General features: G+C 62.9%; 25 protein-coding genes and 2 tRNA genes. 20 read left to right on the plus strand and 7 right to left on the minus strand.

The window, feature by feature from the left end; translation table 11 throughout:
• Positions 1-38 precede the first annotated feature (38 nt).
• Together L338_RS01480 and L338_RS16165 are read right to left on the minus strand one after the other, a co-directional pair.
• A tRNA-Val gene (locus tag L338_RS01480) sits at positions 39-113 on the minus strand.
• Positions 114-182: 69 nt separating this feature from the next.
• The gene (locus tag L338_RS16165; protein WP_022696588.1) at positions 183-803 is read right to left on the minus strand and encodes an XRE family transcriptional regulator; all 621 of its coding nucleotides are present in this window, start codon (positions 801-803) and stop codon (positions 183-185) included.
• A 341-nt stretch (positions 804-1,144) separates the two neighbouring features.
• Between L338_RS16165 and L338_RS01490 the strand changes: the two genes are divergently transcribed.
• Positions 1,145-1,372 carry a hypothetical protein gene (locus tag L338_RS01490; RefSeq protein WP_033310294.1) on the plus strand — a complete coding sequence of 76 codons (228 nt, stop codon included), beginning with the start codon at positions 1,145-1,147 and terminating at the stop codon, positions 1,370-1,372.
• 3 nt (positions 1,373-1,375) lie between these two features.
• Here L338_RS01490 and gph read toward each other — a convergent pair whose 3' ends face one another.
• Complete coding sequence (gph, locus tag L338_RS01495) at positions 1,376-2,044, minus strand: phosphoglycolate phosphatase (RefSeq protein ID WP_022696590.1); 669 nt, start codon at positions 2,042-2,044, stop codon at positions 1,376-1,378.
• A 90-nt stretch (positions 2,045-2,134) separates the two neighbouring features.
• Between gph and glmU the strand changes: the two genes are divergently transcribed.
• Genes glmU through rpiA form a run of 3 tightly spaced genes read left to right on the plus strand, consistent with a single transcriptional unit; the run spans position 2,135 to position 5,642 of the window.
• Positions 2,135-3,475, plus strand: a complete 1,341-nt coding sequence (gene glmU, locus L338_RS01500; RefSeq protein ID WP_022696591.1) for a bifunctional UDP-N-acetylglucosamine diphosphorylase/glucosamine-1-phosphate N-acetyltransferase GlmU — start codon at positions 2,135-2,137, stop codon at positions 3,473-3,475.
• Positions 3,472-4,941: an NAD-dependent succinate-semialdehyde dehydrogenase gene (locus tag L338_RS01505; RefSeq protein WP_022696592.1), complete on the plus strand. Its 1,470-nt coding sequence runs from the start codon at positions 3,472-3,474 to the stop codon at positions 4,939-4,941. Before glmU ends, L338_RS01505 begins: the two co-directional genes overlap by 4 nt.
• On the plus strand, positions 4,938-5,642 hold the full coding sequence (gene rpiA / locus L338_RS01510) for a ribose-5-phosphate isomerase RpiA (RefSeq protein WP_022696593.1): 705 nt from the start codon (positions 4,938-4,940) through the stop codon (positions 5,640-5,642). The genes L338_RS01505 and rpiA overlap by 4 nt, the downstream gene beginning before the upstream one ends.
• Here rpiA and L338_RS01515 read toward each other — a convergent pair whose 3' ends face one another.
• On the minus strand, positions 5,643-6,083 hold the full coding sequence (locus L338_RS01515) for a hypothetical protein (RefSeq protein ID WP_022696594.1): 441 nt from the start codon (positions 6,081-6,083) through the stop codon (positions 5,643-5,645). It lies immediately after the preceding gene.
• 102 nt (positions 6,084-6,185) lie between these two features.
• Here L338_RS01515 and gor point away from each other — a divergent pair, with 102 nt between their 5' ends.
• The 8 genes from gor to L338_RS01555 all read left to right on the plus strand — a co-directional run bounded on the left by gor (position 6,186) and on the right by L338_RS01555 (position 14,093).
• A complete protein-coding gene (gor, locus tag L338_RS01520) occupies positions 6,186-7,568 on the plus strand; it encodes a glutathione-disulfide reductase (protein WP_022696595.1) in 1,383 nt (460 codons plus the stop codon).
• 227 nt (positions 7,569-7,795) lie between these two features.
• Positions 7,796-8,179: a response regulator gene (locus tag L338_RS01525; RefSeq protein WP_022696596.1), complete on the plus strand. Its 384-nt coding sequence runs from the start codon at positions 7,796-7,798 to the stop codon at positions 8,177-8,179.
• A 61-nt stretch (positions 8,180-8,240) separates the two neighbouring features.
• Positions 8,241-8,327 (plus strand) — tRNA-Leu (locus L338_RS01530).
• A 111-nt stretch (positions 8,328-8,438) separates the two neighbouring features.
• The gene (mgtE, locus tag L338_RS01535) at positions 8,439-9,830 is read left to right on the plus strand and encodes a magnesium transporter (RefSeq protein WP_022696597.1); all 1,392 of its coding nucleotides are present in this window, start codon (positions 8,439-8,441) and stop codon (positions 9,828-9,830) included.
• A complete protein-coding gene (locus L338_RS16170) occupies positions 9,830-10,771 on the plus strand; it encodes a Kelch repeat-containing protein (protein WP_022696598.1) in 942 nt (313 codons plus the stop codon). The genes mgtE and L338_RS16170 overlap by 1 nt, the downstream gene beginning before the upstream one ends.
• A gap of 73 nt (positions 10,772-10,844) precedes the next feature.
• Positions 10,845-12,239: a lysozyme gene (locus L338_RS16175; RefSeq protein WP_081639416.1), complete on the plus strand. Its 1,395-nt coding sequence runs from the start codon at positions 10,845-10,847 to the stop codon at positions 12,237-12,239.
• Positions 12,240-12,283: 44 nt separating this feature from the next.
• Positions 12,284-13,456, plus strand: a complete 1,173-nt coding sequence (locus L338_RS01550; protein WP_022696600.1) for an isovaleryl-CoA dehydrogenase — start codon at positions 12,284-12,286, stop codon at positions 13,454-13,456.
• Positions 13,457-13,478: 22 nt separating this feature from the next.
• Positions 13,479-14,093, plus strand: a complete 615-nt coding sequence (locus L338_RS01555; protein WP_022696601.1) for a hypothetical protein — start codon at positions 13,479-13,481, stop codon at positions 14,091-14,093.
• Positions 14,094-14,123: 30 nt separating this feature from the next.
• On the opposite strand, the gene L338_RS01560 is transcribed toward L338_RS01555, so the two are convergent.
• Positions 14,124-15,395 carry a hypothetical protein gene (locus L338_RS01560; protein ID WP_022696602.1) on the minus strand — a complete coding sequence of 424 codons (1,272 nt, stop codon included), beginning with the start codon at positions 15,393-15,395 and terminating at the stop codon, positions 14,124-14,126.
• 114 nt (positions 15,396-15,509) lie between these two features.
• On the opposite strand from L338_RS01560, the gene L338_RS16180 reads away from it, so the two are divergent.
• A complete protein-coding gene (locus L338_RS16180; protein WP_022696603.1) occupies positions 15,510-16,004 on the plus strand; it encodes a lysozyme inhibitor LprI family protein in 495 nt (164 codons plus the stop codon).
• A gap of 400 nt (positions 16,005-16,404) precedes the next feature.
• Complete coding sequence (locus tag L338_RS01570; RefSeq protein WP_152485779.1) at positions 16,405-16,806, plus strand: hypothetical protein; 402 nt, start codon at positions 16,405-16,407, stop codon at positions 16,804-16,806.
• A gap of 2 nt (positions 16,807-16,808) precedes the next feature.
• On the opposite strand, the gene L338_RS01575 is transcribed toward L338_RS01570, so the two are convergent.
• Positions 16,809-18,563, minus strand: a complete 1,755-nt coding sequence (locus L338_RS01575) for a patatin-like phospholipase family protein (RefSeq protein WP_022696606.1) — start codon at positions 18,561-18,563, stop codon at positions 16,809-16,811.
• Positions 18,564-18,699: 136 nt separating this feature from the next.
• On the opposite strand from L338_RS01575, the gene L338_RS01580 reads away from it, so the two are divergent.
• Genes L338_RS01580 through L338_RS01600 form a run of 5 tightly spaced genes read left to right on the plus strand, consistent with a single transcriptional unit; the run spans position 18,700 to position 24,769 of the window.
• Positions 18,700-20,709 carry an acetyl/propionyl/methylcrotonyl-CoA carboxylase subunit alpha gene (locus tag L338_RS01580; RefSeq protein WP_027068181.1) on the plus strand — a complete coding sequence of 670 codons (2,010 nt, stop codon included), beginning with the start codon at positions 18,700-18,702 and terminating at the stop codon, positions 20,707-20,709.
• Between the two features lie 58 nt (positions 20,710-20,767).
• A complete protein-coding gene (locus tag L338_RS01585) occupies positions 20,768-21,643 on the plus strand; it encodes a cupin-like domain-containing protein (RefSeq protein ID WP_022696608.1) in 876 nt (291 codons plus the stop codon).
• Between the two features lie 40 nt (positions 21,644-21,683).
• A complete protein-coding gene (locus tag L338_RS01590) occupies positions 21,684-22,400 on the plus strand; it encodes a hypothetical protein (protein WP_022696609.1) in 717 nt (238 codons plus the stop codon).
• Between the two features lie 53 nt (positions 22,401-22,453).
• Positions 22,454-22,870 (plus strand): DUF1489 family protein, encoded by a 417-nt coding sequence (locus L338_RS01595; RefSeq protein ID WP_022696610.1) that lies wholly within the window; start codon positions 22,454-22,456, stop codon positions 22,868-22,870.
• Between the two features lie 48 nt (positions 22,871-22,918).
• On the plus strand, positions 22,919-24,769 hold the full coding sequence (locus tag L338_RS01600; RefSeq protein ID WP_022696611.1) for a DUF885 domain-containing protein: 1,851 nt from the start codon (positions 22,919-22,921) through the stop codon (positions 24,767-24,769).
• Positions 24,770-24,773: 4 nt separating this feature from the next.
• Here L338_RS01600 and panC read toward each other — a convergent pair whose 3' ends face one another.
• Positions 24,774-25,628: a pantoate--beta-alanine ligase gene (gene panC / locus L338_RS01605; protein WP_027068182.1), complete on the minus strand. Its 855-nt coding sequence runs from the start codon at positions 25,626-25,628 to the stop codon at positions 24,774-24,776.
• A gap of 80 nt (positions 25,629-25,708) precedes the next feature.
• On the opposite strand from panC, the gene L338_RS01610 reads away from it, so the two are divergent.
• Positions 25,709-26,293: an SPOR domain-containing protein gene (locus L338_RS01610; protein WP_022696613.1), complete on the plus strand. Its 585-nt coding sequence runs from the start codon at positions 25,709-25,711 to the stop codon at positions 26,291-26,293.

A 26,293-nucleotide genomic window follows, 5' to 3' on the forward strand; every position in this document is an offset into this window, starting at 1 on the left:
GGTTCGCAAGTGCAGCGTTCCGACGCAGGGTGAAGAGATGGTGGGCGATACTGGGATTGAACCAGTGACCTCCTCGGTGTGAACGAGGCGCTCTCCCGCTGAGCTAATCGCCCATCTCCGCGAACGGAAGGCCGCTTCACTATGTCCGCCCGTCCGACCCGTCAAGCGCGCGGGGCCGCCGATTACAGCGGGCGCACGTTGAAGATGGCGCGTCCGAAGCTCTTGGGCGTCTCTTCCACGAAGACAGTGTCATAGTCGCCATTGACCGCGGCCGATTGAAGGCGTTGCGGCGAGGAACGATAGCGCCGCAGGCAATATTTCCCGTCAATGTTGAACAGGTGGAAATCGCCGTCCGCCAGCTGCCCCGGCGTTGCGTCCAGAATTGCGATGGACCCTTCCGGAAATACAGACGATACGGCGGGGTCGTGAACGGTGAGGGCGTAGCAATCCTCGGCGCGCGTCGACACGGCGAAATAGTCCCGCGGTTCCTGGCGGGTCGGCTCGAACCCGTTATCGGCCGCCGGCCAGTCGAAAAGCGGCGCGTGGCGGATGGGCAGCGAGAGGAAAGAGCCGGCGGAATGGCCATTGCGTCCGCCGCCGCCATTCATCAGCCAGAATGGCTCTACGCCCAGGATTTTGGCGACCCGATCCAGCGTTGCGGTGCGCGGCGCGTGGCTGTCCTGTTCCCAGTTCGCGATGGTCGGCTGGCTTACCTTTACGCGGGTGGCCAGTTCGGATTGGGAAAGGCCCTGACGCATGCGCGCGCGCCTTATCCTTTGCCCGATTGTTTCGCTCTGTATCATGGTCCCGTCCCGATTTCTCAGGATCGAATATCAAAATATTTCCTATATCGCAAATATTGGCCACATATTTGCCTTATTCTGATTGCCGGACCCGCCTTCCCGTTTTGGTTGAAGGCTCGATGGCTTGAAACTGCCAAACCCGGTCTGAAATCAGGAAAAGAGAGACTTTCATAAGGGGTAGAGAGTGCGTCCGCTTGTCGCAGTCGGGCTCTGTTACGCTTTCGTTTTATAAGATCATCCTATATAGGAAACTCAATCACGGAACGTCGGGGGCCGAGGGGCGTTGATAGAACACGCTCTAAACGGCCCTTTTTTTACGCAGAAAGATGCAGGAGAAGGTCATGAACGATCATTGCACGGAAGAAGGCGCACGCCGTCTCAAGCAACGTATTGAACAATATTGGGAAGAACGCGGCTACGATGTCTCTATCGACCTCGTGGAAGCGGGCTTCATGCCGGCCATGCGCTCGGCCCGCACCGATGTGCGCTCGAACATGGTGAACGGTCTGCCCCGCAAGGCCGCGAACAATAACGAGGACCCGCGCGGCGTCATCCGCCGGTCCGCGTAAAGCTTACAGAAGCGACTCGATCGCTTCGGGCAGGGCGTCGAAACGGTCCAGCACCCGATCGGCTCCCAGCTTTTCTGGCTCGGTATCGGTATATCCGTAAGACATGACGATAGCGGCGGCCCCCGCATTGCGCGCCGCTTCGACGTCAACGCTACTGTCGCCGACCATGATCATATTTGACGCATCTGGCCCGGCCGCCGCTCTTAGATGAGCGGGGTCGGGCTTTTTGTTTGGAACAGCATCTGCCCCGACGATCCGGTCAAAGCGGTCCGCCAGCGCCAGCCGCTCCAACAGCAACACCGCCAGAGCATTTGGCTTGTTCGTAGCGACGGAAAGCCTCGCGCCGCGCCGCGCCAGCAGGTCCAGGGTCGGCTCCACCCCCTCAAAAGGGCGGCTGAACCGGTCGATATTCTCGCCGTAAATTTCGATGAATTTCGCCGTGAGGGGTTCCAGCGCCTCGTGAGGCAGGGTGAATCCCTGTTCCTCGTGCGCGCGGACAATCAATCGCCGGGCGCCGTGCCCGACCATGTGCCGGACCGTTTCCAGCGGAACCGGCGCCAGTCCTTCCGGCTCGATGGTCCGGTTCAACGCGGCCACCAGGTCCGGCGCAGTGTCGACCAGCGTCCCGTCCAGATCGAAGATCAGGCTCGTCTTGTGCAAAAGGTCTGTCATCTGCGGCGGATTTCTCCTCATTGCCCCGTGCGCGGTTCCACGCTTTTGGCTAAGAACGGCGTTGATTCCTAGCCCTTCGCCGGAGGATTCATGAGCCGATCCCGCGCTGCCGTCATACTCGCTGCTGGTCACGGGACCCGTATGCGGTCCGAAACCTCCAAGGTGCTTCATTCCGTCGGCGGCCGGCCGATGCTGGACTGGGCGATTGATCTGGCCCGTTCCAGCGGATGCGAACGCATCGCGGTGGTCTATGGCGCGCACGCCCCGCAAGTCGGCGAACGCGCCCTGAAACTTGGCTGCGTCACGGCGGTTCAGGACCCGCCGCAGGGCACGGGGCACGCCGTCCTTTGCGCGAAGGATGCGATGGCCGGTTTCGATGGCGATATCGCTGTCCTCTATGCCGATACCCCGCTGATCAACGCCGAAACCGTGGAACGCGCCTATGAGGCGATCACCGGCGAAGCCGATATCGTTGCGCTGGGATTTGAACCGGATGATCCCGGGGCCTATGGCCGGTTGATCCTGAACGAGACCGGAGGGCTGGAGCGGATCGTCGAAGCCAAGGACGCCAGCACGGACGAACTTTCGGTCCGTCTCTGCAATTCCGGCGTGATGGCCGCGGACGCCAGCCTGATGTTCGATCTTCTGGGCGAGGTCGGCAATGACAACGCCAAGGGCGAATATTATCTCACCGATATTGTCGGCATCGCCCGTGAGCGCGGCCTCAAGGCGGCGGCGGTCAGCGGCGCGGCCGATGAATTTCTCGGCGTCAATTCACGTATCGATCTGGCGGCGGCGGAGGCGGCGTTCCAATCCCGCATGCGGCTGGACGCCATGACGCGCGGCGTCACCCTGACCGCCCCGGAAACCGTTTTCTTTTCCCATGACACGCAGATCGAGAACGACGTGACGGTGGAGCCGCATGTCGTTTTCGGCCCTGGCGTTCAAATCGGCCGCGGCGCCGCCATTCGCGCGTTCTCTCATCTGGAGGACGCGCGCGTGGGCGAGGGCGCTCAAATCGGCCCCTATGCGCGTTTGCGGCCGGGGGCCGACATCGGAGCCGGGGCGCGCGTGGGCAATTTTGTCGAGGTGAAGAAGGCCACCCTTGGCGACGGCGCCAAGGTGAACCATCTGACCTATATCGGAGACGCCGATATCGGCGCCGGCGCGAATATCGGGGCTGGAACCATCACCTGCAATTATGACGGTTTCGGCAAATATAGAACGGTGATAGGCGAGAACGCCTTTATCGGCTCGAACAGCGCCCTGGTGGCGCCAATCAATATCGGATCTGGCTCTTATGTCGGATCGGGATCCGTGGTGACGAAGGACGTGCCGGAAGACGCCCTGGCGGTCGGCCGGGCGCGGCAATCGAACAAGGAAGGCTGGGCAAAGCGCTTCCGCGACAAGAAGACGAGGGACAAGGAATGAGCTTGGCGGATCGCATCAAGGACAAGAGCCTGTTTCGGGAAGAGGCGCTGATCGGCGGTGAATGGGTCGGCGGCGAGGGCGGCAAGACCTTCGCGGTAACCAACCCGGCCAATGGCCAGACCATCGCCAATATCGCCGACGTCGGAGAGAAGGGCGCGTTGGAGGCCGTTAGCGCGGCGACAGAGGCGTTTGAACGCTGGAAGAAAACGCGCGCCAATGACCGCGCCGCGATCCTGCGCAAATGGTATGATTTGATCCTCGCCAATCAGGATGATCTGGCGAGCCTCATCACCGCCGAAATGGGCAAGCCGTTCGCGCAGGCGAAAGGCGAGGTGGTCTATGCGGCGGATTTTGTCGAATGGTATGCCGAGGAAGCCAAGCGCAGCCACGGTGAAACCCTGTCTTCCCCGTGGCCGGACGCGCGCGTCATGACGCTGCAGCAGCCGATCGGCGTTGTCGCGGCGATTACGCCGTGGAATTTCCCCGCCGGCATGATCACCCGCAAGGTTGCGCCGGCTCTGGCGGCGGGCTGTTGCGCCGTGGTGAAGCCGGCGCCGGAAACACCGCTGACCGCGCTGGCGCTCGCCAAGCTGGCCGAAGACGCCGGTCTGCCGCCGGGCGTGATGAACGTGGTGACGGGCGAAGCGGCCAATATCGGCCCGGTGCTGACGGGCGATCCGCGGATCCGCATGCTCGGCTTCACCGGTTCGACGGAGATCGGCAAACTGCTGATGCGTCAGTCCGCCGACACGGTGAAAAAGGTGGCGCTGGAGCTGGGTGGAAACGCCCCCTTCATCGTGATGGACGACGCCGATCTGGAATCGGCCGCCGCCGGCGCCATTCTGGCCAAGTATCGCGTATCCGGTCAGGTCTGCGTGGCCGCAAACCGCCTGCTGGTGCAGCGCGGCGTCGCCGACAAGTTTGTCGAGGTCCTGAAAGCGAAGGTCGAGGCCATCAAGGTCGGCGACGGGTTCGAGGACGGCATCGATATGGGCCCGCTGGTGCATGAGGAAGCGGTTGGCCGCGTCGAAGGCCTGGTCCGCGAAGCCTCTGACGCCGGAGCCAGCATCGCGGCGGGCGGCGCGCGGCTGGACCGGGAAGGGGCCTTTTTCGCGCCGACCCTGATCGACAACGCCACGCCTGACATGTCCATCGTGAAGAACGAGATTTTCGGCCCCGTGCTCAGCGTCATGCGCTTCGATGACGAGGAAGAGGCGATTCGCATCGCCAACGACACCCCCTACGGACTGGCGGGCTATATCTATACGCGCGATGTCGGGCGGGTTCACCGTCTGGCCGAGGCGCTGGAATATGGCATGGTCGGCGTGAATGTGCCGCTTGTCGGGTCTTCCTCCACCCCGTTCGGCGGCGTGAAACAATCCGGCATCGGCCGCGAAGGCGGGCGCTGGGGCATGGAAGAGTTTCAGGAAACCAAGCTGATAGTACTGGGCGGGATTGGTTCGTGAGCCGCGATCAACAGAAACATAACGCCGCGCTGGCGGCTCTGGATTTCGTCGACGACAACATGATCATCGGCCTGGGCTCCGGCTCGACCGCCGAGATCCTGATTGATCTGATTGGCGAGCGCGTCGCGGAAGGCCTGCATATCGCCGGCATCCCGACATCCGAGCGGACCCGCCGCTGCGCGGAGCGCGCCGGCATCGACATCATCCCGGTCGAGCATGCCGACCGCGTCGACCTCACCATTGACGGCGCGGACGAGGTCGACCCGAATTTTCGCCTGATGAAGGGCGGCGGCGGCTGCCTGTTGCGCGAGAAGATCGTCGCGCACGCCTCCGACGTGATGGTGGTGATTATCGACGAGTCGAAAATGGTCGAGCAGCTGGGCGCGTTTCCGCTGCCTGTGGAGGTCGACCGGTTCGGGTTCACCATTACGGCGAAGAAAGTGTTCGACGCTCTGCGCGATTCCGGCTGCAAGGGCGCCGATGTGTCTTTGCGCGAGCGGTCCGGTCCGCGCGATCCGTTCGTTTCCGACGGCGGACATTTCATTCTGGACTGTCAGTGCAAATCGATTCCCGATCCGGAATTGACCGCCCGGATGCTCACCTCGATTCCGGGCGTGGTCGAGCACGGCATGTTCCTCGACATCGCGCGCTTCATTGTCGTTGGCGGCGATGAATCGGCGGAGATCATCGAGCGGCAATAGCTAGCCGCAACGCTCCAGCACGGTTTTTGCCCGGAAATCGACCTCCATCCGGTCTTCGCCCAGCGGCGTCAGCGTGAAGCCGTAATCGGGCTGCGCCGCGCCTTCCGCCATGCAGTTTTCCGTCAGCAGATTGATCTGACCCGGGCCGTTGCGGATTTCGGCAATGTCACAGGCCATCTCTCCGGCCGTATAGACATGGTCCACGGCGAACTCCCATGTCATCGGCGTTCCGCAATCGCCCGCCGCCGCCCATTCCCCGGTGTAGTCGGCGGCATAGTCGGTGAATTCCGGCGCGTCAGCCGGCGGCGTTTCAACCGTGTCAGGGGCGTCGCCTCGCAGATCGCCTGAAGCGGGAGCCTCGGCGCTTTCCTGATCTCCCGCCTCCATCTGACAGGCGGCAAGGACAAAAACAGTCAGCAGAGCGAATGACTTGGTCATCATGGCGTGTCTCCAGGGTTGGATAGGTCGGGGCGCGGGGTTATCTCCCGTCTGGCGATTTTTCCGGTCTGGCCGGGACAGACATAGAGCAAGGGCGGACATTTCATGAGTGACTATGATTACGATCTTTTTGTGATCGGGGCCGGTTCCGGCGGCGTCCGCGCCGCGCGCGTCGCCGCCATGGCGGGCGGCCGCGTGGCGATTGCGGAGGAGGACCGGATCGGCGGCACCTGCGTGATCCGCGGCTGCGTGCCCAAGAAATTCATGGTCTATGCCAGCGAATTCAAACAGCATTTCGAAGACGCCAAGGGCTATGGCTGGTCTTTCCCCGAGCCCCCGAAATTCGAGATGACGCCCTTCATGAACGCCCTCCATGCCGAGGTGGACCGTCTATCCGGCATCTATCGCCGCAATCTGGATAATTCGGGCGTGGACGTGATCGAGGACCGGGCGGAGTTGAAGGACCGGCACACAATCCATCTCGTGAACGAAGATCGCACCGTCACCGCGGAGAAGATTCTTGTCGCCGTCGGCGGATGGCCCGTGAGGCCGGATATTGAGGGCGCGGATCTCGGCATCGTCTCCAATGACGTTTTCCATCTGGACAAGGTCCCCGAGCATATCGTGATCGTCGGGGGCGGGTATATCGCCTGTGAATTTGCCGATATCTTCCGCGGCCTGGGTTCCGAGGTTTGTCTGGTCTATCGCCGCGACGTGGTCCTGCGCGGTTTCGATGACGATATTCGCACCCATGTCACCGAAGGCATGAAGCGGAACGGCGTCCGGATCATCACCCACGCCAACGTGGATTCCCTCAAGAAAACCGGCGATGGCCGCATTCGGGTCAATGTGTCGGACGATTCGGAAATCGAGGCCGATCAGGTTCTGTTCGCTATCGGACGCAAGCCGAAAACGGAAACGCTGGGGCTGGAGAGCGCAGGCGTGGATCTGGATGAAACGGGCGCGATCAAGGTCGACGAATATGCAAAATCCAATGTCGATAATATCTGGGCCGTGGGCGACGTGACCAACCGGATGAATTTGACGCCGGTCGCGATTCGCGAAGGCCAGGCCTTCGCGGAAACCGAATTCAATGAAAGCCCGATGACCTTCGATCACGACAAGATCGCGACGGGCGTTTTCACGCAACCGCCCGTGGGCACTGTAGGGCTGAGCGAGGCGGAGGCCCGCAAGCAGTTCAAGGTCGATGTTTACAAGGCGCGCTTCTTCCCGATGAAGGAGATGCTGACTGGCGATTCTCACCGCATGATGATGAAGCTGATCGTGCGGCAAGAGGACCAGGTGGTGGTCGGTTGTCATATCGTGGGGCCGGACGCGCCGGAAGTTATTCAGGCTGTGGGTATTGCCGTGAAAGCGGGCCTTACGAAGAAAGACTTCGACAGGACGTGCGCTGTCCATCCGACTGCTGCTGAAGAGCTGGTTACAATGAAAGAAAAATTCAACCCGGTCGGCATTAATACAAGTTGATATTTAGTTTAATTACACGCGTTTTCCAAAATCAGGAATTTGCTATTCCCGACGACTGCTATTGACCGTCAAGATGCTGCATCCGATGGTGGCGGCTATGGTTGTTAGGGAGTTAGTAAGGCCAACAGCATAAACCTGAATCATACCTCACCTTGCGCATTAAGGCGTGAGCAAATTTGAACGAAAAGTCGCGGACGGCGCGCCGAAAAGAATGTCCACGGGTTGGAATGGGTAAAACAGACCGGAACCTCCGAGTTCTCGTTGTCGAGGATAATCTGATTAACCAGATCGTGATGGAGGGGCTCCTGAAGACCTTCGGTCATGACGCTGTGCTGGTCGATAACGGCCGTGAGGCTGTACAGCTTTCCTCCGATAGCGCTTTCGACCTGATTCTGATGGACCTCCACATGCCCGAAATGGACGGGTATGAGACCACCGAGGAAATCCGTAACCGCGAATCGAACGGTCAGACGCCGATCATCGCCGTCACCGCGGACGCGCTGTCCGGCACCAAGGAACGTTGTTTCGAGGCCGGCATGGACGGTTATGTCACAAAGCCTGTGGACCCGGACCGGCTGGTCGCTGAAATCCTTCGTCTCACATCGGCCTGATCGTGAGGCTTCACAAGCGCGCGGGGAGTTGCTAACTCCCCCGCTCTTCGCAACGAAATGTGCGGTCGTGGCGGAACTGGTAGACGCGCAGCGTTGAGGGCGCTGTGGCCGAGAGGCCGTGGAGGTTCGATTCCTCTCGACCGCACCATTCTTTCTCAGACATAGCCGTGAATCACGCTGAACCGGCGCTCGCCAAGCGGGCGTCGAGGTTTTAAATCTGGTCTCGACCGGACAGACCCTGGAAGAGCGGAGATACGGCGTGAGCGACACCCTGATTGAGCCCGAAGACGAATCCGCCGAGCTCTCCCAGGCGGATGTCGATGCGGACGATGTGGCCCGCATCGCCCAGGCTGTCGATCTCAGTGATCCTGACCTTCTGACGTCCATTCTGCGCGAACGGCACCCCGCCGATATTGCCGACCTGTTCGAGCAGCTGGCGAACGAACAGCTGCGCGCGGTCGTGCGCCTGATCCCGCGCGAAATTACCGGCGACATCCTCACGGAGCTGGAAGACGACAGCCGGGAGCTGGTTCTGGACGAACTTCATCCGGTTGAAGTTGCGCGGGCCATTCTCGACCTCGAGACCGATGACGCCATCGAAGTTGTCGAGGACATGGAGGAGGAGGCCCGGGCCGAGGTTCTGGCGGCTGTCCCCGCGCGGGACCGCAAAATCCTCGAGCAAAGCCTGGCCTTTGACGAAGAGACCGCCGGCCGCCTTATGCAGCGGGAATTCGTGGCGGCGCCGGAATTCTGGACCGTCGGGGACGCAATCGATCACATGCGCGCGGCGGGTGATGATCTGCCGGAGCTGTTCTTCGAGATCTATGTTGTCTCGCCGGATTTCAAGCCGGTGGGGGAAGTCCCGGTCTCGCACCTCATGCGTTCGCCCCGCGACACCAGTCTCAGCGACATCATGCTTGCGCCGCGCGCCCTGATCCGCCCCGAAATGGATCAGGAAGAGGCCGCCTATCTTTTCGAGAAATACCACCTCATTTCCGCGCCGGTGGTCGATGAATCCGGCCGTCTATCCGGGATGATCACGGTCGATGACATGGTCGATGTCATCCAGGAGGAGAACAAGGAAGACATGCTGGCCCTGGCCGGCGTGACCGAAGCCGGCCTTTCCGACACGGTCCTGTCCTCTGTCCGCGCGCGGGCGCCCTGGCTGTTCGTGAACCTCCTGACGGCGGTCGCCGCCTCCGCCGTGATCGCGCTGTTCGAGGCGGCGATTGCGCAGCTGGTCGCGCTGGCCGTGCTGATGCCGATTGTCGCCTCGATGGGCGGCAACGCCGGCACCCAGTCTCTGGCCGTGGCCGTGCGCGCCCTGGCTTCCCGCGACCTGACCTCCGCCAATGCCCGCCGCATCATCGTGCGGGAGATGCTGACCGGCGTCGTCAATGGTCTCATTTTCGCCGTCGTCATGGCCATCGTGGCCGCGGTCTGGTTTGGCCGCGCCGATCTGGGCCTTGTCATCGCCATTGCGATGGTCGTGAATTTGGCCAGCGCCGGCCTGTCGGGCATTGTCATACCGCTGGCCCTGAAACGGTTTGGCGCCGACCCGGCCGTCGCATCGTCGGTTTTCGTGACCACGGTGACCGACATGGTCGGCTTTTTCGTGTTTCTTGGACTCGCAGCCTGGATGCTCCTGTAATGATTTCGACTCTTGTCTCGCTTGGCGCTGTCGTGATGGCGCAATCGCCTGATGCGGCCGCGGCCAGCGACTGGCGCGCCGCCGCTTCGCTGGAATCGCCGCGGGCGGGCGTCGCCGCCACCGTCTCCGACGATCTGATCTATGCCGCGGGCGGCTCGGGCCTTCTCGCGCCGATCGAAGACTTCGATGAATACGACCCCGCCGCCGATTCCTGGCGCGGGCTGCAGCCCCTGCCCATGGCTCTGGAGCGCATGGGTCTGGCGGCGCTGGACGGCCGAATCTATGTGGCTGGCGGCTACACCAAGGATTCTCCGACCGACCCCATCGACGATGTCTGGATCTATGATCCGTCCGAAGAAACATGGACGGATTCCCCGGCCATGCCCGCGGCGCGCGCCAATTTCACGCTGGTGGAAACCGGCGGCAAGCTCTACGCGGTCGGCGGCTCGGGCGCGGGCGCGGGCGTGGTCAGCGTTTACGACCCGGCGAAGAATGGCTGGCGCGAAGCCGGGGAGGAGCCCGTCGCCGATCGCCGCGGCGCGGCCGCCGTGGCCCTCAACGGCGACATCTATGTCATTGGCGGCGTCGGTGAGCCCGGCGGCCTGTCGCGTGTCGACATTTTCGACACGGAAAGCGAGACATGGCGCGAAGGCCCAGCCCTTCCGGGAGCGCGCTATGGACACGCCGCGGCGATTGTCGGCGGCCGTATTCATGTCGCCGGCGGGCGCGCGTCCTCGGACGCCACGCTGAGGGATCATCTCATCCTGGACGCTGCGACGGGACAGTGGGCGGAAGGCGCGCCGCTTCCCACGCCCCGCTCCGCGGCGGCCGGGGCGGCGCATGACGGCGAGTTCTATGTCATTGGTGGCGGCGCTGGCGGCGGATTCTTCGCGCCGTTCACCGCCATCGACTCCGTGGACGTGTTCAAAAGCGGCGACTGATACGCCTCGCGGCGCGTGAGTTGCAGAGACCGGTTCGAACAAGAAACCGAACCGTGCCGTTTTAGGACATGCAATGACGCCGCGTTTGCGCACATCACCTAAGGGCCGCCAGCTTATCATGGCCTTCGAAGGCTTCCGCGAGGTCGCCGCGCCGCTGGATGAAGGCGGCTGGGTGGTCGGCTATGGCCACGTCAAAAGCGCCCGTGAGGGCGCCCGCGTCACCCGGGACGATGCGCAAAAGCTGCTGATCTACGATCTTCAGCCGGTCGAGGACGCCATCACCGAACACGTCTTCGCGCCCCTGACCCAGAATGAGTTCGATGCGCTCGCCTCGCTGGCCTTCAATATCGGCCCGGAGCGGTTCCTGCGCTCCGACGTGCTGCTCAATATCAATGAAGGACGCCCCATCGACGCCGCCGAGGCGTTCGACGACTGGCGCATGACGGAGTTCGACGGCCGGGTCGTCGTGGTGGATGCGCTGGCGCGCCGCCGCGCTGCGGAGAAGGCGCTCTTCCTGACACCTGAAGAGGGTTATGTCGTCGCGCCGACGCCCCAGGTCCGCGTGGCCAGCGCCAATCCCGGCGGCTCGCGCGGCAGCGAAGCGGTCAGCGTCAGCGTCGATCTGCAAAGCGGCTCCAGCGCCCCGGAATTTGCGCCGCTGTCGCCCGCGCTTGAACAGCCGGAGGCCGCGCCTGAACCCGCGCCGGCCATGAAAGAGGGCGGAACCCAGCCGCTTGAGGTGCATGTGGGGACCTTCGCGGACATGCCCGCCCCGGCCGCCGCTTCGCCTGAACCTGTAGAAGCCGAAGCCGCGCCGGACCAGGATGCCGAAGAGCCGGAAATGCTCGAATTCGATATCGCCATGCCTGAGCCGCAGGCGGCGCCCGAAGACGAGGCCGAGGCGCCGGACAGGGTTGAAGACGCCGCTGCGGAGCCAGAGGCGGACAAGCCCGCCGGCCCGCCCTCGCCGGAACCGGTCGAGGACGTGATAGCTCGCATCGCCCGGGGCATGGACGAGGAAGCCGAAGAAGATATCGCCAGCTTCGACGATGACGGCGAAGACGACGAGCACACAGAGAATTTCAGACCTTACGGAACGGCGAAAGCCACGGCCCTATCGGGGGATAACGGGCCTGTGGCTTCAGCCGGGCCGGTGACGGGCGACGCGCCCGAGCCGCCCAGCGAGGAAGAACTCTGGATATCCGAGGAGAAATCGGAGATCGAGAGATGGCGGGACCTCGCTGCGACGACGGAATCGGATGACGAGGGATCCAGCGCGCTCTGGTATGCGCTGTTCCTTGTCATTGGCGTCGGCCTCACCGGCTTCGGGCTTTTCGACTCCTATCTGCGCTGGAGCGGCGGGCGGGAGACTGCGCTCTACGGCCCGCTGATTGCCGCGGTGGGGGCAGTCGTGATGATCGGGTCGATGTGGTTTCTGGTGCGGCAGCTCGTCCGCGAGCGAACGTAGCTGGCGGCTAGGCAGGACTTCAAAGCGCGTGGTAAGACCCGCGCATGATTTCAAATTCCTATCCCGTTCTGAACTTCGACCTCGGCGACACCGCCGAGATGATTCGCGACACCGTGCAGAGCTTCGCCTCTGACAAGATCGCGCCCATCGCCGCAGAGATCGACGAAACCAACAAGTTTCCCAAGCATCTCTGGCCTCAGCTGGGCGAGCTGGGCCTTCTTGGCATCACCGTGGAGGAGGAGCTGGGCGGCACCGGCCTTGGCTATCTCGAACACGTGATCGCGATGGAGGAAATCTCCCGCGCCTCGGCGTCGGTGGGCCTCTCCTACGGCGCGCACTCCAATCTCTGCGTCAACCAGATCCGCCGCTGGGGCAATGACGAGCAGAAGCAGAAATACCTGCCGGGCCTCATCTCGGGCGAGCATGTCGGCTCCCTGGCGATGAGCGAGCCGGGCGCCGGGTCCGATGTCGTCTCCATGAAGACGCGCGCGGTGAAGAAGGGCGATCATTACGTCCTGAACGGCAACAAGATGTGGATCACCAACGCCCCGGAAGCCGAGACGCTGGTCGTCTACGCCAAGACCGACCCCGAGGGCGGATCGAAGGGCATGACGGCCTTCCTGATCGAGAAGGGCATGAAGGGGTTCTCCGTCGCCCAGAAGCTGGACAAGCTGGGCATGCGCGGCTCCGACACCGCCGAGCTGGTGTTCGAGGATTGCGAAGTGCCCGAAGAGAACGTCATGGGCCCGGTGGGCGGCGGCGCTCAGGTGCTGATGTCGGGCCTGGATTATGAGCGCGCGGTTCTGGCCGCCGGCCCCATCGGCATCATGCAGGCCTGCCTCGACGTGGTGATCCCGTATGTTCACGAGCGCAAGCAGTTCGGCAAATCCATCGGCGAGTTCCAGCTGATGCAGGGCAAGCTGGCGGACATGTATGTCACGCTGGGCGCGGCGCGGTCCTATATCTACGCCGTGGCGCAGGCCTGCGACCGGGGCGAGACCACCCGCAAGGACGCCGCGGGCGCGATCCTGTTCGCCTCGGAAAAGGCCACGTGGATGGCCTTGGAAGCGATCCAGTGTCTGGGCGGCAACGGCTATATCAACGAATACCCGACGGGCCGCCTGCTGCGCGACGCCAAGCTCTATGAGATCGGCGCCGGCACGCAGGAAATCCGCCGCTGGCTGATCGGCCGGGAGCTGTTCGGCGAGACCGGGTAGGGCGCCGGCGAGGGGGCCGTAAATGATCGGTATCGTTACAGCCGCCCTGGCAATGTATGCCGGCCAGGCGCAATCCCTCCAGGCTAGGCCTGATTGCTCCCACGACCGCGCCGCCATGCTGGCGATGGATCTGGACGCTTTCGACCAGACTTATGAGTCCGGATGGCGAACGCTGGCCAATATCAAGGGCTGCGAAGCCGCCGCGGCCGACCTGATCGCTGACTGGCGCGCCAGAAATGCGCCGGACAATCCATCCTTGATGCGCTGGCATGAAGGCCAGCTGCGCGCCGCGGCGGGCGATGCCGAAGGCGCTATCCAGTCGATGCGCCTCTCCGCCGCGGAGGAGGAGGCCGCGGGAGACATGGCGGACCTGGCCTATAAGCAGGCGACAATTGCTTTTCTGGAGCGGGACTGGGATTCCCTGATCCAATGGCGCGACAGACTGGCGAAAACGCCCAGGCCTGAAGGGTTCGATGAGGCCGCCGACAAGTTTGAGGCGGAATATGGCTGGCGGCCTGTCTGGCCGTCCAATCTGAATGTTGTCGATGGTTTGATCGCCTGCTTCGACCAGCCCTACGCGGTCGCATACACGACAGAATGTCAGCCGGGTTCTGGGCCTTCCGTCGCGGAAGAATAGGCATCCAATTCAAAGGAATGACCCGACGGGTCAGGCGTTGATTCTCTCGCCGTTTTCCTGTCCGGCCAGCGGCGTGTGAGCGATCCGGAAACGGCTGACAGCGCGGCTGTTGGTCCACTCAACGATATCCTCGATCCGGATGGCAGTATCCGGCCACCCTGTCCGCGGATCGACGATGAAAGCCACCCCGACATTGCGTCCGGCGGACTGGTACAGCGCCTGCCAGACCGTATCGCTTTCCTTGACCGGGAAGGCCAGCAGGGGGGCGCAAGCTTGCGTTTCTTCCTGTCGGTACAGGCTGCGGTCCACATAATCGCGGAAGAAATCATTGCCGTGTTTCATCTGGGCATAGAGTCGGCGCTTGTCCTCATCCGGCAGCTCGCGCCAATAGGTCAGGAACGTCTTCCGCGGGGCATAGGCAAACAGCCCGATATAATCGCGGCTCTCACGCACGAAGAATATCAGATCGGGTTTGTCTCCCTCGATATGCTCCGCCTCCAGAAAGCGCGTGAACCGGTCTTCAATCGGCAGGCTGGTCATATCGAGGACCAGCACTTTACGCCGGTAAAATTCACTTTCCCGGATCTCGCGCAGCGCCTTCTCCAGCTTGCTCAGCTCGGCCTGGTCGGCGGCCGGTTTGATCAAAACTTCGTCATGCGTCCAGGCGGGCAGGGTCTTCAGCACCGGTTTGCTTTTCTTGCTGATGGCGTCGCTCAGCCCGGTCGAGGCGACGCTGGAATAATAGCGTATGCCCTCGAGATCGCTCGTCGCGACCCTTTGCAAAACCTCGATTTGCCGTCCGGTGGACTCCAGCAGGACCTGCAGGGTCCGGCCCAGCAGAACCACGATCACGCCGCTGCCAAAGATCAGGCCGAAACCGGCCAGAATCGCAGAAGCGGAAATCAGGTATGGCGCGGCGTCTCCCGCCGTATCCAGCAGGCCGGAAAAGACCGGCACGCGGCTTCCATTCCGTATGCTGATTGTGATCAGCATGTGCGCGAAGGGGGCAAGGATCGCCGCCGTCGCCACGCCAATCAGAAGATAGACTTTCCACAGCACGGGCTTCGAATAGGCGTATTCCTGACCCAGAACGCGCCGCTCCTTCTCCCAGATCGCCAGCCAGGCCGCGATGAAGACAAGTATGATGATGATTACGGCTCCGATCCCGACGCGCAGGAGACTGGATTGCGCGTGCAGCAACGCTGCGGCCGCCAGCGCGAACACGCTGAAAATCGCGCCCCCCAGCATGCTCACAGCTACCCGGCCCCAGACGCGGGCGTCGGTTTTGAAGCGTTTTTTCATCCCACCACCCCGGCGAACCGGTTTATGGTTAATTCAGTGATGCGTAGTTTCCAAGAAAGATGAGTTTAATGCCGTTTTGCAGGCTGTGGATGCATTTACAGGGACTTGGTCCAAATGATTGAAATACTGGCGCTTGTTCTTCTGATCGGCGGGGAAAGTCAGAGCGGTTACGACACGCTCAAAACCCCTTCCGGGGCTGACCGCGCCGCGCTTGCCGACTGCCTGTCTGCGGCCAGGGAGGAGGGCGATGCCTGGCAATCCTGCGCCGGCGTCGTCAGCGATCCCTGTATGGACAAGCCGGAAGGCTACACCACGGTCGGCATGGTTGCGTGTCAGGCGCGGGAGACCGCGTTGTGGGACGGCTATCTCAACGCCTGGTACCGGGACGCCCGCGCCGCCTTGCCGGGAAAGGCGGCCGATGATTTGCGGGATGTGCAGCGCTACTGGATCGAATACCGGGACGCCAAATGCGCGCTCCCCTACGCGGTTTTCGAGGGCGGAACCATGGCGCAACCGGTCGCCGCCGGGTGCATGCTGGAAGAGACCGCCAGCCGCGCTCTGGACCTCGCCGGGATTATCGAAATGGCTGGCGGAGACGTTGAATTTTAATACGCGAAGAACTCTGGCGAGGCTGATGCGTTAGGTTGGTAACGCCAATTGCGGAGCCATCATGAAAACCAGGTCAATTTGCGCCGCCATAATGCTGGCTTCCGCGTCGTTTCTGGCCGCTTGCGGAAACGACAGTCCTGTCGTCGACGCAGACACGACAGAAGCCGACACGGCTGAACCGGGCGATCCGCGGACAGGCGGCCGCGATGCGCCGGAGCCGGAGTCAGGCGCGGAGTCCGGAAACGGGGAAGGCTAAAAAATTCGATTTCCGGCTTTGCCTCGGCGTTTCACCGCCTATGTTAAAAATACGGATGGCTGACCGCGCTGCGCCATCCATTCCATGCCGGAACGGATCAGGCCCGCGCACTCGACGCATCCGCTGGAAACGGAAGGCCTGATCATGACTTTCAAGACTCTTCTTGGCGCCGGCGCCGCAACCGTCTTTGTCGCCGCGGCCGCATTTGCGCAGGACGACGCCCGTTCTGCCGGCGAACAGACCGCTGAAACAGTTGAATCCGCCGATGAAACCACGGACGAAGTGGTGGTGCGCGGCATCCGGATAGAACCGGTTTACTGGGAACGCTACAAACCGGTCCCGCTGGAATATCAGGGTCCGGCCATGCGGTCCGATGGCGAAGTTGAACGCGCCTCGACTGAGGTCGGCGGCGCCTCCTTTGGTCTGGTCGCCGATTACGGCGCACAGCCCGCGGACGCCGCGTCTCCTTCAGACACGATGAGCGTGCTGGATGAAGACAACACCGCGCTTAACGTAACGGTTCGGCCCGCGCCGGAAGGCCAATAGGCTCAAGGCCCGATAATATCGGACATCGGCGATTGCGTGGCGGTCAGGGCTTCCGGCCCTCCGTCCAGATCCCCCAGTACCGCCTTGGCGGTGTCATATCCTTCCTGGACGGCCTGGTCGTAGGACCGCCAGTTGCGGATATCGATATTCTGCAGACCCGGATGGATCAGGACATCCGCCTCGTCGCGGCGAATCATCATCTCGCCTTCCCTTCCGGCCGTGGCGGACCGCAGCAGCAGCGAGGCGATGGGCGGCGTATCCCTGAATCCGTGCTGTAACACCCAGGAGAAGAAATTCGGCGCGTCGACGAAATCGTCAGCGTCGATGGCGTTGGTCCGGCCCACATCCAGCCCGACAATCGGCCCGCGGTGAAAGTTTCGCATCTCGTCGGCCGGGAAATTCTTCATCACCGCGCCATCGACCAGAAGCTGATCGTCCTGAACCACGGGCGGCAACAGGCCGGGAATGGCGATGGACGCGCGCAGAGCTTCACGCAGCATGCCCTGCTTGTGCACCATGGGTTCGCCCTTGGTCAGGTTGGTGGAGATACAGAAGAAAGGATGCTGCAGATCGGTGATATCGACGTCGCCGAAATGCCGTTTCAGGCGGGCGTCGACTTTCTTGCCCCGTGTCAGGGACACAACCGGAAGAACGTAATCGTCCAGCGGATTGGTCTCCACGAAGGCCTGTCTTAGGCGGCGGTCCAGCTCCTCGTCGTCCCAGCCCATGGCAACGCCTGCAGCGATGATCGCGCCCATGCTGGTGCCGCCCAGAAAGTCAAAATGAAAGCCGGCCTCCCGCAGCGCCCGAATCGCCCCGACATGGGCATAGGCGCGCGCCCCGCCGCCGGACAGGACCAGCCCGATCGACTTGCCGCAGGCGGTGCGGGCCAGCGCGTCGACATCGTGGTCATTGCCGATGCGCCAGTGGAAAATCCGCGTCGCCCGCGCCGCATTCATCCATTCTCTCGGCGCGGCCTGTGGCGGCGCGCCCTGCGGGTGGATCAGAACCATGTCGACCAGCCGCAGCCGCGCCAGCGGCGTCATTTCACCCGGCAACAGCGGATCGCTTGGACGCGCGTCAGAGCGCCCCAGCAGCCAGATCCGGTCGGCCTGCCGCAGCACGGCGCGGGTCCATGATCCCTCCCGCAGCGGCGCGGCCAGAAGCACCTGATCGTATTTGTCTTCCAGCTGGGCGAGGCGGTCCATATCGCCCGCTTCCTCCCCGTCCATATACGCGACCTTCGACCCGGTGCGCTCCATCGCTTCGGCCAGTTGCAGCCCGTATGCGCGCAGGTCGATGGAAGGGGAGGAGGAAATAAGGGCGAAAACGCGCGGCGCGGAGCTGCGCGGATTGGCGCGCCGCATCCGGGTAATCATCATGCGCGCCAGATCGCCCATAAACTCCGGACGCCGCCCGACAATTTCCAGAAATTCGTCTTTCGGCAGCGCAATCAGCTCTGAGTCGCGCAAAGCATAAACGGAAGCGGAATGCGGCTGGTCGGCAAACAGTGCGATTTCGCCGGCCGGTTCTCCGGGCCGGATATGGCCCAGCAGCTCCAGTTGACCGTCGCGTTCCCGGAATGCGCCCACGGAGCCGGAAACCACGAAATACAGGGCATCCGCCGGGTCGCCCTTGTGGAATAGCGGTTGCCCTCCGGGCAGGCTGAACCATCTCGCCTCGCGCCGCACGGCGCGTCGCGCCAGGAAGCCCAGCTTGTCGAGGATCGGAAGGTCGATTGTATCCTTGGGGACCATGTATCCAGAGTGTCCGGCCTTGAACCTTGCCGTCAATCAGTGATCTTGAAGGCTGCGGCGGCTTGCCCAACCGGCCCGGATCGGTGAGGGTCGCCGCAAATTGGATTTCTACGGGTTGAAGACGGTTTTTCCTGACATGTTCAAGTCTCTTCTGATCGCGAACCGGGGCGAAATCGCCCGCCGTATCGCGCGCACCGCGCGCAGCATGGGGGTGCGCGTTATCGCGGTTTATTCCGATGAGGACGCCGATGCGCCGCACGTGCTGGAGGCCGACGAGGCCGTGCGGATCGGCCCCGCCGCGCCGCGCGAAAGCTATCTGAACGTGGAGGTCATTCTGGACGCCGCCCGCCAGACAGGCGCGGAGGCCATCCATCCGGGATACGGGTTCCTGTCGGAAAACGCCGAATTTGCGGAAGCTTGCCAGAAGGCCGGGATCGTCTTCGTGGGGCCGCCGCCCTCCGCTATCCGCGCCATGGGGCGGAAAGACGAAGCCAAGAAAATCATGGACGAGGCCGGGGTGCCGATCACGCCCGGCTATATGGGCGATGACCAGTCCGATGACCGTCTGGCGAAGGAAGCGGAATCAATCGGTTATCCGCTGCTGATCAAGGCGGTCTCCGGCGGCGGCGGCAAGGGGATGCGCCGGGTCAATGAAACGTCGGAATTCCAGCCTGCGCTGGAAGCGGCGCGGCGCGAAGCCTCGTCCGCCTTTGGCGATGACCGCGTGCTGCTGGAGAAATTCATCGAGAATCCGCGCCATGTGGAAGTGCAGATTTTCGGCGACGGACAAGGCAATGCGATCCATCTGTTCGAGCGCGATTGCTCCCTGCAGCGCCGCCATCAGAAAGTGATCGAGGAAGCGCCGGCGCCGGCCATGCCGCCGCATGTGCGCACGGCCATCTGCGCGGCCGCCGTCGATGCCGCCAAGGCGGTGGGTTACGAAAACGCCGGAACCGTTGAATTCATTGCCGATGGCTCCGGCGATCTGCGCGAAGACGGCTTCTGGTTCATGGAGATGAATACCCGGCTGCAAGTGGAGCATCCGGTGACCGAAATGGTCACGGGAATGGACCTTGTAGAGCTGCAATTGCAGGTCGCGGCCGGCGGCTCAGTGGCCCCGCAGGATGAAATCCGCCTGAACGGCCACGCCATGGAAGCGCGGCTTTATGCCGAGGATCCGTCCACCGGATTCCTGCCCTCCACGGGCGATCTGGACTGGCTGCGCCTGCCGGAAGCCGGCGACGTGCGTGTTGATAGCGGGGTCGAAGAGGGCGGCAAGGTCTCCATCCATTACGATCCGATGATCGCTAAAATCATCGTCCACGGGCCCAATCGCGAGGCGGCCGTTGCCCGTCTGACCGAGGCGGTCGAGGCCGTGGAAGTCCTTGGCGTCAAGACAAATGCGGGCTTCCTGGCGCGCACGTTGCGGCGGCCCGAGTTCATGCGCGGGGCGGTGGATACCGGCTTCATCGCCCAGCATATCGACGCGCTATCCGACACCGCGCGCCAAGTCGAGGCGGCGGCCCCCATCGCCGCGGCGCTATCGCTGGATATCCGTGAGGAGAAGGCGCTGGGCCGCGCCGTCGCGGCGGGGGAGGATAACTCCCCCTGGTCCAGAATGGACGGTTTCCGGGTCAATCTCCGCCCCCGTCTGGGCGTGTCTTTCCTTATCGATGGCGAACGCCGGGAAATCCCTGTCACGGCGAGCGAAGACGGGTATTTCTGGCGTCACGGAGAGGACGAAACCCCGATCTGGATCGACCGTGACGAGGAGTGGTTCGAGGGGCAGGTCGGCGACGAGCCCGTGCAGGGCCGTGTTCTGGAGACCGAGGAAGGCCTGATCCTGCTTTATCGCGGCGAATCCCTGCGCTTTGTATCGCCGCGCGCGAAGGTGGAAGACGCCGCCGAAGCGGAAGGCCAGATCGAGGCGCCGATGCCCGGAAAAGTTCTGGAAGTTCGGGTGAAAGAGGGCGATTCCGTCACCAAGGGGCAAACCCTGGTGATCCTGGAAGCCATGAAGATGGAGCAATCCCTGACCGCGCCGCGCGACGGAGTGGTGGAATCGGTCTCGGCGGAGGCCGGAGAACAGGTTTCCGAGGGGCAGATCCTGGTTGCCCTGGCGGAGGAAACGGAAGAAGCCGCGTAGCGCGCGAACTGGCCCGGCTTTTGCTCTCCTGACAGGCGAAACCTATCAGGAGCTGCTCATGACCGGGTCTTTGTTTCAAACTGCGACGGCGGATTTCTCCGAAACCTTCTCCCGCGCCCCGATTCGGGCCCGGCACAGCCTGCATGAGACACCGCTTTTTGACGACGAGGCGCTGGCCCGGCTGATCGAATCCCACCCGCGGGAGCTGACCGACATCCATGCGCCGCGCGGCGAAAGCCGGGATGCGAAGGATTTTCCGGTTATTGACGTGGAACAAACGTCCGGCGCCGCCTTGCTAAACGAAGTGCGCAACGGCCGTATCTGGATCAATCTGCGCCGGGCGATGAATGAAACGCCCGAATACAAGGCCGTTCTGGACACGATTGTCGCTGAATTGAAGGCCGCCTCGACCAATTTTCAGCCCCGCCAGGTCAGCGCGGGGATACTGATCTCATCGCCCACGGCCAGCGTTCCCTATCATTGTGACAAGACAGACGTGCTGTTGTGGCATGTCCGGGGCCGTAAACGGCTGTTCCTTTACCCGCCGGAAGCGCCGTATCTGGACCCGGTCGAGTATGAAGACCGCATTGTCGATCTGACAAATGACGACCTGCCGTATGATTCCCGGTTCGAAAACGGCGTTCTGACGTTCGATATGGAGCCGGGAGACATGGTGAGCTGGCCGCTCCACAGTCCGCACCGGGTCGAGAATCTGGAAGGCCTGAACGTGTCGGTGACGATGGAATATTCCAGTTGGCGGTCAGCGATCATCAACGGCGCCTATGCCGCAAACGGCGTTTTGCGGCGCCGTTTCGGCCTCAGCCCGTTGAACCCGCAAGAGGCGCCGCGCGCCCTGAACATGGCAAAACTGCTTCTGGCGCGCGCTTTCAGGGCCGCCGGAATGGCCGGAAAGCGGCCCTTGAAGGCCGCGTGAGAGCGTTGACCGGGACGCCGGATTGAATAAACCGGACTCCATGAAAGCGCTTTACAGCCTGTGCCTGCTTTTGCTGGTCCCGCAAGCCGCCCATTCCAACGATATTGCCGCCCTGGAAGCAGCAATTTCCGATGCGGAAGCGCGGCTGGAAGGCCATGAATCCACCCGTTTTTCGTTCCGTAAAACCATAGAACAGCCCGATGTTCGGGTGGTTTTGCGTTACGATCCGTCCCAGAAACCGCCCTGGAGCGTGATCGGAGAGGAGACTGACGCAGCCGAAGCCGCGGCCCGGTCCCAGAATGAATCGCTTGCCGGCGCGGAAGAACCGCCGGACCGGGACGCGCTGATCACCGATCCGCGCCGCCTCCTGACCGCAGGCGAAACGGACTTTCTTCGGGAGGAAGACGGCGCATGGGTCTATAATTTTGACCTGAAAGAGGGCGTTGAAATGGCCGGCGGAGGCGAGAGAGCGGACATTACGCGCTATCTGAATGGCGAAGTTTTCGTCGACAAGAAGAGCGGCCGGTTGAGCGGCATGCGCTTTTTTGCTCCCGAACCCTTCAAGCCGGCCCCGGTGGCGAAAGTGAAAGAGATGAATGTGCGCATCGATTTCGCGCCGGTTGATGGCGGGGAGGGACCTCTGGTTTCTGTCCGGGAGGAAACGAAAGTGTCCGGAAGCGCCATGTTCCAGAGCTTCTCCGAGCAGAGCACCACGACCTATAGCGGCTTTGAAAAGGTTGAAACGGCGCCCGAGTAACGGTTGCAACGCTTTGCATAGGGCGGCCGCGCGCCATATTTTAACGGTGAATCATGGCGCTTCACCTCATCAAACTCTGCGTCGGCGTGGATACGCCGGACCAGCTTGAGCAAATTCGCAAGCGGCGCATGGCCGGTTCCGATGCGCCGCCGGTTCACGTCACGCGCCAGCGGCCGCGCCGGGCGGCTGAAATTCTGGATGGCGGGTCGCTTTACTGGGTCATGAAGGGCGTCGTCATGGCGCGTTCGCCCATCACGGCGCTGGAAGAGGCGGAGCGAAACGGCAAATCCGCTTGCCGTATCGTATTCGCGCCGGAGCTGATCCGTACCGAGCCCATGCTGAAACGCCCGTTCCAGGGCTGGCGATATTTGCGTGACGAAGACGCGCCCCGGGATCTGGAAAGCGCGTCAGGCGGCGATGATCTGCCGCCGGAACTTCGCCGCAAACTGATGGAAATGGGCGCCTGGTGAGTTTTTGACGCCTTGCGGAGCGGTTTGTGGCCCGCCAGAGTGCCGCCCATGAAAAAATCACTCCGCACCGTTTCCGCCTCCGCCCTTTCCGTATTCCTTCTCTGCGCCGCACCGGCCGCGTTCGCCGTTCAGGATGACGCCACGCCCGCCGCCGAAGCGCAGGAGAAAAGCGAACTGGTCAGTTTTCTGGACCAGGCTTTCGAGGAACAGCTGGCGCTAAGCCCGCAGAGCCAGACCTATCTGGGCCGCACGACAAACTATGGACAGCTGGATGACTATACGGCGGAAGCCGACGCCCGCTCCCTCGCGCTGGCCGAGCAGCAGCTGGCCGAGATGCGGGAGCGTTTTGATCCGGAATCTCTGAGCGAAAGCGACCGTATCTCCTTCGAATTGTTCGAGGACGATGTGCGCCGCCAGCGTATTGGCCAGGAGTGGCGCGACCACGGATTCATCTTCCGCGCCAATGGCGGGCCGACCGGCAGCCTGCCGGTCTTCATGATCAATGCCCATCGCGTGGGGTCGGTTGAGGATGCCGAAGCCTATGTCTCCCGCCTGCGCGAGGTGGAGCGCGTGGGGAACGAGATCGCGTCGGATTTCCGCGCCCGCGCCGAGGCGGGCGTCGTGCCGCCGGCCTTCGTGTTCGAGCCAACCATTGCCGACGCCCGCGCCGTTATCACCGGCGCCCCGTTTGGAGAGGGCGAGGACACTCCGCTCTGGGCCGATATCAAGGAAAAGGTCGCCGGGCTGGACGCGGATGAAGAGACGAAACAGCGCCTGCTGGACGAGGCGAAAACCGCGCTGACCGGAGAATTCCAGGCCGGCTATGACGCCATGATTGCGGCGCTGGAAGAGGTTCAGCCGATGGCCGACAGCAATGACGGCGTCTGGCGGCTGCCGGACGGGAAGGCCTATTACGACGCGCGGGTGGCGCTCTCCACCACGACCGAGCTGACAGCGGACGAGATCCACCAGATCGGACTGGAACAGATCGACCGCCTGCGCGGCGAGATGGATGCGATCCGGCAGGAAGTCGGCTTTGAGGGCACGCTGAATGAATTCATTCAGCACGTGAAGACCGATGAGAGCTTCAATTACCCGAACACCGAAGCGGGCCGGGAAGAGTATCTGGAGGATGCGCGCGCCTATATCGACCAGATGATGGAAGCTGCGCCGGACTGGTTCGGCCGCCTGCCGAAAGCGCCGCTGGAAGTGCGCGCGGTGGAGGAATGGCGCGAGGCGACGGCTTCTGTCGCTTTCTATAACCGGGCCACGCCGGACGGCTCCCGCCCCGGCATCTTCTATGTGAATCTGGCCGACATGACCGAGGTGCTGAAGCCGCAGGTCGAAGGCATCGCCTATCACGAGGGCGCGCCGGGCCATCATTTCCAGGTCTCCATCGCGCAGGAGCAGGACGGTCTGCCCATGTTCCGCCGGTTCGGCGGATACGGCGCCTATTCCGAAGGCTGGGGCCTTTATTCGGAGCGCCTGGGCAAGGAGATGGGTTTTTATGAAGATCCGTATTCCGATTTCGGGCGGCTGGGCCTGGAAATCTGGCGCGCGGCGCGGCTGGTGACCGATACGGGTCTGCACGCCAAGGAATGGAGCCGCGAAGAGGCCATCGATTATTTCAAGGAAAACACGCTGGTTGCGGACCTTGATATCGTCAAGGAGGTCGAGCGCTACATCACCAATCCCGGGCAGGCGACCAGCTATATGATCGGCCAGCGCAAAATCCTGGATCTTCGCGAGGAAGCGCGGAACGAACTGGGCGATGACTTCGATATCGCCCAGTTCCACGACACGATCCTGAGCCAGGGCGGCCTGCCGCTGAGCGTGCTGGAAGAACAGGTTCGCGGCTGGATTGCGGAAGAGAAAGCCGAAGGCGAGGGGGCGGAATAACCCCCTAGCCCACCGGCCAGTTGTCGATCAGCCGGGTCTTGCCAAGGAACGCCGCGGCGAAAACGCGGGAAGGCTCCGTGACAGGGCCGGGGCCTTGCAGGGCAAGACCTTCGCTGCTGCGCGCCTCCAGATAATCGATACGGTCGAATCCGGCCCCGGCCAGCGCCTGTCTGGCCGCATCCAGCGTCTCGTCCGCGCGCGCGCCGCGTGAAAGCGCGCCTGCGGCATTGTTCAGGATGACGTTCAGTTTTCCGGCGGAAAGGCGTTGCGCCTCCGACAAATAGGCGTTGCGGGAGGACATGGCGAGGCCGTCTTCCTCCCGCACGGTGGGGGCGCCGATGATGCGCGCGCCAAGGTCCAGATCGGCGTTCACGCGTTTGATGACCTGAAGCTGCTGGTAGTCCTTCTCGCCGAACACGGCGATGTCCGGGCGGGCCTGCCCCAGAAGCTTGGACACCACCGTCGCCACGCCGTCGAAATGACCGGGACGGCTGGCCCCGCACAGGCAGTCTGTGAGGCCGGATACCCGGACGGAGGTGGCGAAGCCGTCCGGATACATTTCCCCGACAGCGGGCGCGAAAAGAAGATCGCATCCGGCGCCGGCCAGTTTTGCCGCGTCGCCCGCCTCGTCGCGGGGATAGGCATCCAGATCCTCGCCGGGGCCGAACTGGGTCGGGTTGACGAACACCGAGGCGATTACCCGGTCGGCTTCGGCTTTTGCCCGCTTCACCAGCGACAAATGGCCTTCATGCAGCGCGCCCATGGTCGGCGTGAAGCCAACGGTCAGGCTGTCGCCGCGCCAGCGTGCGACCTGACGGCGTAAATCTGTGACGGTGCGGACCATGGGAAGTTCTGACATGGCCGCAGACTTAGAGAGGACGCAGCGATTTCGGAAGCTTTTTACGGACAAAAACCGCCGAATCCCGGCATGCTGCGCGAATGAATCGCTTTCACTGGATTATAGCGGGGGCGGCCATTGTTCTTGCCGGCTGTGAATCGGCCCCGGAACAGATGGCCATGGCCAGCGGCCCGGTATCGGATGCGGAACTGGCGCGGCTGGCCGGAGACGTCGGCGACAAGCTGTCGGGCATCGACGAATCTGAAGCCGCGCGGCTGCGGCCTTACGAGCTTGAATTGCGGCGCTTGTCCGACCTGCTGGGCGTGCCCGCGACGCGTTCAGGACCCATGGACGCTTCCACAGATGTGGCGGCCGGCGAGCCGGAGCCCGCGCCGTTCAACCCGCCCGCGCCGCCGGCGCTGGAAGGCGGGCGCAGCGTATTCCATGCGGTGCGGCTGGGCGTTTACCCGAGCCGTCAGGCCGCCGAGGCTGGCTGGCTGGCGCTGGCCATGATTCACGGTCAGGCGCTGTCCGGACGGACGGCGCGGATCGAGGAACAGGAAGACGGATTTATCCTGAAGGCCGGCCCCTTCGCCGACAGCGCCGCCGCGACCGCGGTGTGTGATGAATTGAAAGCGACAGACATGCGCTGCGCGGTCAGCGACTTCACCGGAGAGGATTTCTAG

Origin of the sequence: Euryhalocaulis caribicus (assembly GCF_000412185.1) — a bacterium.
GTDB classification, from domain to species: domain Bacteria; phylum Pseudomonadota; class Alphaproteobacteria; order Caulobacterales; family Maricaulaceae; genus Euryhalocaulis; species Euryhalocaulis caribicus.